10 protein-coding genes and 1 pseudogene are annotated in these 9,687 nt (G+C 45.0%); all 11 read left to right on the top strand.

The window, feature by feature from the left end; all coding sequences use genetic code 11:
* Positions 1 to 131: pseudogene (locus VFW36_RS10200) on the top strand (nicotinate-nucleotide diphosphorylase (carboxylating)); the annotation flags it as partial.
* Positions 132 to 135: 4 nt separating this feature from the next.
* Positions 136 to 1,203 (top strand): flagellar biosynthesis protein FlhB, encoded by a 1,068-nt coding sequence (flhB, locus tag VFW36_RS10195; protein ID WP_329658706.1) that lies wholly within the window; start codon positions 136 to 138, stop codon positions 1,201 to 1,203.
* Complete coding sequence (locus VFW36_RS10190) at positions 1,203 to 2,330, top strand: cache domain-containing protein (protein WP_329658705.1); 1,128 nt, start codon at positions 1,203 to 1,205, stop codon at positions 2,328 to 2,330. The genes flhB and VFW36_RS10190 overlap by 1 nt, the downstream gene beginning before the upstream one ends.
* Positions 2,327 to 2,980: a response regulator transcription factor gene (locus VFW36_RS10185; RefSeq protein WP_329658704.1), complete on the top strand. Its 654-nt coding sequence runs from the start codon at positions 2,327 to 2,329 to the stop codon at positions 2,978 to 2,980. The genes VFW36_RS10190 and VFW36_RS10185 overlap by 4 nt, the downstream gene beginning before the upstream one ends.
* The gene (locus VFW36_RS10180) at positions 2,970 to 4,136 is read left to right on the top strand and encodes a HAMP domain-containing sensor histidine kinase (protein WP_329658703.1); all 1,167 of its coding nucleotides are present in this window, start codon (positions 2,970 to 2,972) and stop codon (positions 4,134 to 4,136) included. The genes VFW36_RS10185 and VFW36_RS10180 overlap by 11 nt, the downstream gene beginning before the upstream one ends.
* Positions 4,137 to 4,208: 72 nt before the next feature.
* Complete coding sequence (soxX, locus tag VFW36_RS10175; protein ID WP_295011669.1) at positions 4,209 to 4,730, top strand: sulfur oxidation c-type cytochrome SoxX; 522 nt, start codon at positions 4,209 to 4,211, stop codon at positions 4,728 to 4,730.
* 17 nt (positions 4,731 to 4,747) lie between these two features.
* Positions 4,748 to 5,218, top strand: a complete 471-nt coding sequence (gene soxY, locus VFW36_RS10170; protein WP_295011667.1) for a thiosulfate oxidation carrier protein SoxY — start codon at positions 4,748 to 4,750, stop codon at positions 5,216 to 5,218.
* A gap of 49 nt (positions 5,219 to 5,267) precedes the next feature.
* Positions 5,268 to 5,594, top strand: a complete 327-nt coding sequence (soxZ, locus tag VFW36_RS10165) for a thiosulfate oxidation carrier complex protein SoxZ (RefSeq protein WP_295013901.1) — start codon at positions 5,268 to 5,270, stop codon at positions 5,592 to 5,594.
* 3 nt (positions 5,595 to 5,597) lie between these two features.
* Positions 5,598 to 6,371, top strand: coding sequence for a sulfur oxidation c-type cytochrome SoxA (gene soxA, locus VFW36_RS10160; protein ID WP_329658702.1), 774 nt, complete (start codon positions 5,598 to 5,600; stop codon positions 6,369 to 6,371).
* 10 nt (positions 6,372 to 6,381) lie between these two features.
* On the top strand, positions 6,382 to 8,148 hold the full coding sequence (gene soxB / locus VFW36_RS10155) for a thiosulfohydrolase SoxB (protein ID WP_329658701.1): 1,767 nt from the start codon (positions 6,382 to 6,384) through the stop codon (positions 8,146 to 8,148).
* Positions 8,149 to 8,187: 39 nt separating this feature from the next.
* A complete protein-coding gene (locus VFW36_RS10150) occupies positions 8,188 to 9,681 on the top strand; it encodes an OprD family outer membrane porin (protein WP_329658700.1) in 1,494 nt (497 codons plus the stop codon).
* Positions 9,682 to 9,687 lie beyond the last annotated feature (6 nt).

The raw sequence follows: 9,687 nt of genomic DNA, 5'->3' as shown, positions 1-9,687 counted from the left end.
TGCTCGAAGCGAGCGGAAATATCACCCTCGAAACCATCGAAGAGTATGCTAGAACGGGTGTGGATGCGATCAGTACGGGGTCTATGGTTCATCAAGCCAATTGGATCGATATGTCAATGAAGATGGATTAAGTAAGTGGCTGACGATCAAGAAAAGACCGAGGAACCCACCGCCAAGAAGCTCGAAGATGCCCGAGCGGAGGGGAATGTCCCCAAGAGTCAGGACATCGTCGGGGTAGCGGTTCTTTTTGTCGCTATTTTAGCCCTTTTGATGATGTTTACCTTTATCGCGGATCGGATGCTTACTCTCTCCCGATACTATTTTTCTTTGATGACTCAACCTCTGGATCGGGAACTGATGCTCGACATCGCTATGGTAACGATGAGAGAGTTTATTATTATGGCGATCCCTATTTCAGTGATCGTAGCCATTGCGGGAGTGCTGGGTACTGTGGCGCAGATCGGGTTTAATTTTACGACCAAACCGCTCGTTCCCAATTTTTCTAAACTCGATCCGATCAAAGGGTTTGCCAACCTCTTTACTCTCCAAAAAGCGCTCGAATCTCTCAAAATAACGTTGAAGTCTTTTACGGCACTGGGGATCGGATTTCTCTATTTTTGGTACTATGTAGAGGAACTTCCGACGGTTGCGCTGTTTACTCTCCAAGATCAGATGCTCTGGTTGCGCGATAAAGCGATTGTGTTAGCCTCGGTGATGCTTATCATTATCTTCATCTATGCCATCATTGATTTGTTTTTGGTACGAAAGCAGTATTTTGATAAGCTCAAAATGTCGCTTCAAGAGATCAAAGATGAGATGAAAAACATGGAAGGGGATCCGCATATCAAGGCGAAAATCCGTCAGATTCAGATGCAGGCGGCGAAAAAGCGGATGATGTCGGCCGTTCCGACCGCCGATGTGGTCATAACGAATCCTACCCACTATGCTGTAGCGATTGTCTACGATGAGACCAAGCACAATGCTCCGGTCGTCGTTGCCAAAGGGGTCGATAATATAGCGATCCAGATCAAAAAGATCGCCCGTGAAAATGGGGTACATATCGTCCAAAATCCGCCGCTTGCCCGTTCTCTGTATGCTGAGGTAGAGCTTGACCGCCCGATTCCCGATATGCTCTTTGCCGCCGTTGCGGAAGTACTGGCCTATGTCTATAAGATGGGCAAAAAACAAAAAGGGTCACGCTAATGGATCGCTGGTATCGCATTTTTGCCGATAAAAGGACGATAGCGGGGGTGTTCTTATTTATTACGTTGGTGCTTGGGGGAGTGTTATGGTATTTGGAGCAAAAAGTGACCTCCCAAACACTGGAGCGTCTAAGCGATCAACTCTCACTGGGATTGAACAATCAGCTTGAAAAAGAGCGTTCTACCGCATTGCGTTATGCTCTGATCCTCTCTCAAAATACCGCGCTGAGCGATGCGCTGGAACAAGAGGACGAGGACAAAGGATTCAAGATTCTCTCGGAGGTGATGGAGTCGATCAAGCTCCATACCGACTCCTTGATCCGATCTCAAATCATCACCTCTGATTACATTATCTTCGCCCGCAGTTGGGATAACTCGTATGCGGGGATGCCGCTGGATTACCATCGTCCCGATTTGCTCTATTTTCAAACCCATAAGAATCCCCGTTCCGCTATCGAAGTGGGGCGAAAGTTGGGAGTAAAAGCAACCGTTCCCGTCTATCACGAGAATAACATGATCGGATTTATCGAGGTGGTCTCTTTCTTTGAATCGACACAGGAGTATTTCGACCGTTTGGGGATCAATATGTATGTTCTGATGGACGCAAGGTTTTATGAGACAGCCGTTTTTATGCAAGAGAATCCTACTATCGCTAAAGAGTATATTTTGGCAAATCCAAAATACACGCAAAGTGATTTAAAGCTCTTAAACGGTGTTAATTATAAAGCCTTAAAAGCGGCTCGCGTTATTTTTAGCGGGGGGCGCTATCTCTTTTATGAACCGATGTTAAACGGTGAGGGGGAGACGATCGGGGCATTCGTCTTTTCACTTTCGCCTAAACAGATCAATACCTACGCCCATTCGGATGAAGAGGACATCTCCTTTTTGATCCATCTCTCCCGTAATGAACTGTATGATGTTATGGTTAAAAAAACATTGGACAAAGGGCAGTTTCAAAGCGTATACGACAAAGAACTTCTTTATCTCAAAGATACGGTTCCCTCCGAAGATCGGGAGCTCTATATGCAAGAGGCTAGAGAGAGGCTCAATGCGTATTCGAAAGAAGAGTTGATAGGTATACTGCTCGATTATAAAGTGACCAAAGAGATAAAGGGGGAGATCAGGTGAGAGTACTGCTGCTCGAAGATGAGTATATGTTACGGGTGAGTATCACCGAATTTTTGGAAGAGATGGGATACGAAGTGGTCGGATTCAGCAACGGAGAACGGGCGTTTGATGCGATCTATGAGACCCATTTTGATCTCTATCTTCTCGATGTCAACGTTCCGGGGATGAACGGGTTTGAACTGCTCCGTACGTTACGAAAAGAGGGGAATAAAACCCCTGCGATTTTTCTCACCTCGATGGTCAATGTGAGCGATTTGCAAGAGGGGTACAAATCGGGATGCTGCGATTATGTCCGAAAGCCCTTTGATCTTACCGAATTGCAAATACGGATTATGCATGCGCTCAAAAGCTTTTATCATGACGGCGAGAGTAAAATCGATTTCGGCTCCGATTTGATCTACGATACCGAAAATTTTACCTTGATGCACGCAGGGGAGAACATCGCACTCTCCAAAACCGAAAAGGAGATTTTTACGGTACTGCTGAAACATACCAATCAAGTGGTATCGGTCGAGATGTTCCAAGATGAGATTTGGGGTGAGTACGTCGATCCCGCCAACATACGGGTACAGATCAATAATCTGCGTAAAAAACTCCCCATCGAGATCATCCAAAATCGACGAGGGTTAGGGTACATCATTGAACGATAATCGCTACGCCCTCAAAAATGCTTTCGTCTATACGATGCTTTTTGCGGTACTGTTATTGGTGCCGACTTATTTGTATGTCACTTATATGAAATATGTTACCGAAATCCAATATGAGTTTAAACTCAAGAGGCAGTCGCATCTCATCATCCGTGCGATGGAGGAGTTTGATCCCAAAGAGAAGCAAAGTTTCGATTATCCGAGGTTTAGGACGTTTCAGTCGGGACTGTATGACATCCATTTTAATCCGATATTCACCTTGATAAAAGCTCCTCTCGATGAGCAAAAAGTGGGGTATCACATTCATGAGGGATATGCGTATCAAGTAGTGGCTCTGCCGGAGGGGCGTTATTTCGATGCATCGTATCTAGTCGTCGGAGGGACAATATCGTATGCACGGATCTATCAGGATGTGGTGATGATCTTGCTCGGGGTTGCCGCGCTGTTTTTTGTCCTCTCCCTCTTTTTCTTGGATCGGTTTGCATTGCCGTTTCAGCGCCTCAATAAACGGTTGGATCAGTTTATCAAAGATTCGATGCACGAGATCAATACCCCTCTTTCCATTATCAACGTCAATATCGACCTCTACCATCGTGCCAATCCGAGTAACAAATATCTGCAACGGATCAAAGCGGCGACGAAAACCCTCTCCACCCTCTATAATGATATGGATTATCTTATCAAAAACGAGCGACTCTCGTTTGAATACGAGCCTATCGATTTTAGCCGATTTTTGAGGGAGCGGTGTGACTATTTTCATGAAGTGGCGGCATTGAAAAACATTACGATTGAACCGAGTATCGAGGAGAAAATCGAGATCGTGTTTAATCCGACCCAATTACAGCGTATTATCGATAATAACCTCTCCAATGCAATCAAGTACTCGAATGAAGAGGGGAAAATCGAAGTGATATTGGAACGCAATCCTGAGAGCTGTATTCTTCGCTTTCGCGATGACGGTGTCGGTATCGAAGATGTGGGGCGCATATTTGAGCGCTACTATCGTGAGAATCAGGACAAAGGGGGATTCGGTATCGGGCTGAATATCGTCAAATCGATTATCGATAAAGCCGGAATCGAACTTCAAATCAATTCAGTTTACGGAAAAGGGAGTACGTTTACCTATACTTTTTATCCTCCTCTTTGTACATCCGCTTAATTTCAAAATTTTTACATAAATTTTACACTCCTGTCCTACAATGTTCCTCGAAAACCAAATAGAGGAGAGCCAATGCGAAAAGTAATCATGCTCGGTCTTGCTACTTTTTTAAGTGCAGCCGATTTATCGCAGGTGATTGAAAGTCCGGATGCGACGGCTATCTTGAAAAAAGATGCCCTTCCTGTAGCCAAACTATATACGATGCCCCAGGGGTGTGTTAGCGATGATAAAGCTGCCATCGCTCGCGGACAATACATTTTTCATAATCTAAACGGGAAAGATGCAAAAGAGAATCCACCTGAAGGGCTTACCCGATTACTAGCGGATGGAAAACCTAAACAAATGGGTAACTGTGTCGCCTGTCACAATATCGAGGGGGCAAAAGGGTACGGTAATATCGGACCTGATTTGAGTAAATACAAAGAACTTTATATGGACAGCGGTGTACGCAATCCTCAGTTCGTGTATCAAAAAATTTCCGATCCTCGTATCGATAATCCGAAATCAGCGATGACGGTTAATTTGGCAAATGGTTTAATGAACGAGCGTGAAGTGTGTGATTTGGTATCCTACATCACAGCAGTCAAAAAGTAAATTCAAGGAGTATTCAGATGGAAAGAAGATCATTTTTAAAAGGTTTTGGAGCAGCGGCGGCGTGTGCGGTAGCACTCCCTCAAATAGCAAGTGCGGCTGAGGAGAAAAAGTCAGCAGGTCCCAATGAGATGAACTATGAGACGGCGGTAGCGGCGATTACCGGCGGTAAAGCGTTGGTCGCATCGAGCAAAGTAAAAATGGAAGCCCCTGAAATCGCTGAAAACGGTGCAGTTGTTCCGGTAAAAATCAGTGTTGATAGCCCGATGAGTGCTAAAGATTACGTTAAAGCGATCCACGTATTGGCATCTAAAAACGGAAATGTTCGTTGTGCAAACATCTATTTGACCCCTGCTAACGGTGAAGCGTATTTCGGAACGCGTGTTAAACTCGGCGGAACTCAAGATGTTGTCGCTATCGCTGAGATGAGTGATGGAACGTTCCTCACCGCGAAACAAAACGTCAAAGTAACCATCGGCGGATGTGGTTGATTTGATCAACCTTTTAGCATAATTAACAAAGATAATAAGGACCTATATTATGAAAACATTGATCAAAATCAAACCAAAAGATTACAAAGTAGGCGATATTGTAAAAATCGACTTTATGGCGATGCACCCGATGGAAACCGGTATGCGTAAAAACAAAGATACGGGTGTGTTGATCCCTGCTGAGTACATCGATGAAGTTAAATTTTCTTTTAACGACACACTGATTACGAAAATGGTGATTTGGGAATCGCTCTCGGTTAACCCTTTGATGTCTATCAGTTTCAAAGTGCCGGGTGCGGGAACACTCAAAGTGGTTGCGAAAGACAACAAAGGGCAAAGTGTCGAGACGACCAGTGCCATTACTCCAAAAGGATAAATCATGCGTACGTTATCAATCACGACGGCATTGGTGTGTTTAGCACTTTTGAGTTCAGTCAATGCGGAAGAGAAACTCAGTATGTCGGATGCGGATAAAGCGATGTATGCGGAACTACTCGAAAACAATCCGGCAGAGATGGAAGTGGGAGAGGGCGAAGCGCTTTTTAACTCTTTGATCGGAACTGCTGCTTATGCCAAAATGTTGGGTGTCAAAGAGAAAGATTTGCCGAAAACGATCGCAGGATTTCCTCGTGTTGTTAAAGCGGCAGGTAAAGTAGTTACTTTGTCTCAATCGCTTCAAATGGCATTGGCTGATCAGGGCAAACCTGTCTCCAAATTGGAAAGTCCTGAAATCGTTAAAATGAGCGCGTATGTCAAATCGTTGGCGAATGGTCAAAAAACTGCTATCGATGTCAAAGCGAATCCTCAAATGAAAGAGATGATGGCTCTAGGAGCGCAAGTGTTTGAAGAGCGTCGCGGCGGTCGCGGACTTTCGTGCAACAATTGCCACAGTGCCGACATCGTCGGGCAACGTCTCCGTATGCAACCGCTCCCTGATTTGGGTGCAAAAGTGACGGCAGCGGCGGGAACATGGCCGGCATATCGTATGACACAGGGACAAATGGTAACTTTGGATAAACGTATGCAACAATGTATGGAAAATGCCCTTTTGGCGAAAATCCCTCTCGGGTCACGTGAGATGGTAGCGCTAGAAGTGTATGTCACCAACAAAACCAAAGGCAACGCGATCCAAATTCCCGGTTTGAAACGTTAAGGGGGAGAGAATGGATTTATCACGAAGAGACTTTTTCCATATCGCCGCCGCTCTTGGGATCGGATTACCGGCTGTTGCCTCTGCAGCAGCAGGTCCTAAGCGTATTGACGAAGTAGGATTAAAAGATATTTACAGCTTCAACGCGAAAGGGAATGTGACGCTGTTGCATATCTGTGATATGCACGCCCATATTAAACCGCTCTACTGGCGTGAACCATCGACATTGATCTCGGCTCCGAATTTGACGGGTACACCGGGATTTTTGTGCGGTGAGTCGTTTTTAAAACATTACGGAATGCAGGGTAAAACCTTGGATGCCTATTTCGATACGTTTATGAATTTCGACTCTCTTGCCCATAAATTCGGAAAAATGGGGGGGATTTCACATATGAAAACCCTCATCAACCACGTCAAAAAAGAGCGTGGTGCCGATAACGTATTGCTCCTTGACTCAGGGGATACGTGGCAGGGGACGGGCGTTGCCCTTAAAACGACCGGTGAAGCGATCGTAAAAGCCCAAAATTACCTCGGTGTAGACGTTATGGTCGGTCACTGGGAATTTACCTACGGTAAAAAACGGGTCAAAGAACTCATCGAGATGTTGAACGCAAAATTTATCGCTCAAAATGTTATCGGCGATGATTCGTTTGCCGATGATTTTGAAGAGTCGATTTTTGAACCCTACACGATTATGGAACGCGGCGGAGCGAAGATCGGTATTATCGGTCAAGCGTTTCCGTTTACCTCTACGGCAAACCCGAAAGAGTTTACCCAAGGGTGGAGTTTCGGTTTACGTTTAGATACGCTTCAAACGTATGTGGATAAACTCCGTAAAGAGGAAAAAGTGGACTGTGTCGTTGTCCTCTCCCATGATGGTTTCAGTGTTGACCAAGAGGTTGCTCGCCAAGTCAAAGGGATCGATTTTATCCTCAGCGGACACACCCATGATCCCTCACCGCGACCGAGCGTTATTAACGGTACGGTAATCATTATCGCGGGAAGCCACGGTAAATATGTGGGACGGCTTGACATCGACATCCAAAATCACAAAGTCAAAGGGTATGAGTACAAACTCATCCCTGTAGCCTCCAACCTGATCCCTGCCGATCCTGAGGGTGAAGCGTTGGTCAAAGAGTTGTACTCACCGTATGATTCTGAACTTTCCGAAGTGTTGGGGATTACGAAAAACACGTTGTTTAAACGCGATACCTTCCACTCGACATTCGATCAGCTGATCAATGATTCGATCATCGATGCGATGGATTCGGATATTTCATTTACTCCGGGGTATCGTTGGGGAACCACGGTTTTGGAGGGTGATTCGATCACGATGGATCACGTCTATGATATGACGGCGATCACCTATCCGAACGTCTATACGTTCGAGCTAACGGGAATGCATATCCGCACCCTTCTTGAAGATATTGCGGATAACGTCTTTAATGCGAATCCTCTCTATCAACAAGGGGGCGATATGAGCCGTCTCGGCGGTGTGACCTATGAGATTCGTGTCGGTGCGCCGAGCGGTAAGCGTATTACCAACATCTTAGTTGGGGGGAAACCTCTGAGTGATTCGAAAGTGTACAAAGTCTCTTCATGGGGCGGTAATTTGCAAAATGCGGGATCAAACCTCAAGGAACAATTGACTCGTCCGGTGTATGATGTTACATCTGCGTATATTCGCCGTCAGAAAAATGTGAACATCAGCGGTAACAGCAATGTCCGTATCATGGATTATGATTGTGGATGTCCGAAAAAAGGTGCGAAAGGGTGCTAAGCACTCTTTTGTAAATCAATCAAACTTAAGGAGTTAGGAATGAAATTAGTTAAACTCAGTATGGTAGCAGCTGCTACTTGTTTATTGGCAACGTCGGCGCATGCGCTCAAAACGGAAGATCGTATCCTCAAAGCGAATTACCAAGTAGAATACACAAAAACACCGGGTGATGTAGAATCAATCGGTGAAATGTTGACAAAGGGTGACGTATACGGACGTCTTCGCTCAAATGCATTTTGGTGGGATTGGGATAATGAAAGTGCTGCGGTTCAAGATAACAACATGTGGGGTCTCGGCGGTAGTTTGGTATTTAAATCCGGATTTTATCACGGTTTCGGAACCACTGTAGGATTCTATGGAACAGCTCCAATGCATGAAAATAATACATTGGGAACCGGTACTACAAACTTCGGTAAAGCGGGTAAAGATACCTATCATACTCGTGCTGATGGTAGCGAAGGCGGAATCGGTGTTGTTGCGGAAGCGTACGGTGAGTTCAAAGCAGGTAAAACGGATGTCAAAGTGGGGCGTCAATTGATTGATAGCATTATGATCGGATCTAATGATACTAAAATGGTTCCACATACTTTCGAAGCGGCTATGATCGAAAATAAAGATATTCCTGATACGGCAATTCGTGCCGGCTATATCATGGCTGAAAAACTTCGTGACCATCAAACGTTTCACAGTGTTATCGCCTATACAAAATATACGGGCAATGATGATTCAGGTGTTCATAAAGGTTTGACACCGGCTAACATTCGTTCAAGAGGGAAAGGTGATGTCGATCCTGAGATGGTATTGGTAACGGCTTCTAATAAATCGATTCCTAATCTAAAACTCGACGGTGAATATATAGCGTTGGACGGATTTTTTAATACCGCTATTCTTGAAGCCAATTATCAAATCAAGCTAAACGATGCATGGACGCTAACTCCGGGGATCCGTTACCTTCGCCAAATGGATGATGGTGCCGGAAAAATCGGTGGTGCTTCATTAGCCGGTAGTGTTACTGCCGCAAATGCCGCATCAAAAGGGTATACCGTTGGTGATAATGTAGACGGAAGTATCATTATGGCGCGTTTAGTAGCGGCAAGCGGACCGTTGGAACTCTCAGCAGGGTATTCAAAAATTGCGGATGATGCCGACATCATTGCTCCGTGGCGCGGATTCCCGACGGGTGGGTATACCCGATCAATGGCACAAGTTGACTGGATCGCTAATACCAAAAACTGGGCAGTAAAAGCGGTTTATAATTTTGATAAAGCAGGATTGGTTCCGGGACTATTGGTTGCAGCAGACTATGAAAATATGAATTTCGATGATAAAAAAGCATTTACATCAACATTTACGGATCGTAATATCCTTCACATAGATGCAACACAAACATTCAAATCGCTTCCAAATACAGAGTTTAAATTCCGTTTTGCAACAGTTGATGCAGATCCGGCATATACCAGTGCAACGGTTCAATCGAGTGTTGATAACAACTCATACAACGAATACCGTTTCGAAATTAACTATCTTTTCTAAAGGCTG

Origin of the sequence: Sulfuricurvum sp., assembly GCF_036279695.1 — a bacterium.
GTDB lineage: Bacteria > Campylobacterota > Campylobacteria > Campylobacterales > Sulfurimonadaceae > Sulfuricurvum.
This window is presented reverse-complemented; position numbering and strand designations above follow the sequence as displayed.

Bases quoted from the DNA above. Each gene is read 5' to 3' on its own strand.
- VFW36_RS10190 (WP_329658705.1), top strand. From the start codon at position 1,203: ATGGATCGCTGGTATCGCATTTTTGCCGATAAAAGGACGATAGCGGGG.
- VFW36_RS10150 (WP_329658700.1), top strand. From the start codon at position 8,188: ATGAAATTAGTTAAACTCAGTATGGTAGCAGCTGCTACTTGTTTATTG.
- soxX (WP_295011669.1), top strand. From the start codon at position 4,209: ATGCGAAAAGTAATCATGCTCGGTCTTGCTACTTTTTTAAGTGCAGCC.
- soxZ (WP_295013901.1), top strand. From the start codon at position 5,268: ATGAAAACATTGATCAAAATCAAACCAAAAGATTACAAAGTAGGCGAT.
- soxB (WP_329658701.1), top strand. From the start codon at position 6,382: ATGGATTTATCACGAAGAGACTTTTTCCATATCGCCGCCGCTCTTGGG.
- soxY (WP_295011667.1), top strand. From the start codon at position 4,748: ATGGAAAGAAGATCATTTTTAAAAGGTTTTGGAGCAGCGGCGGCGTGT.
- soxA (WP_329658702.1), top strand. From the start codon at position 5,598: ATGCGTACGTTATCAATCACGACGGCATTGGTGTGTTTAGCACTTTTG.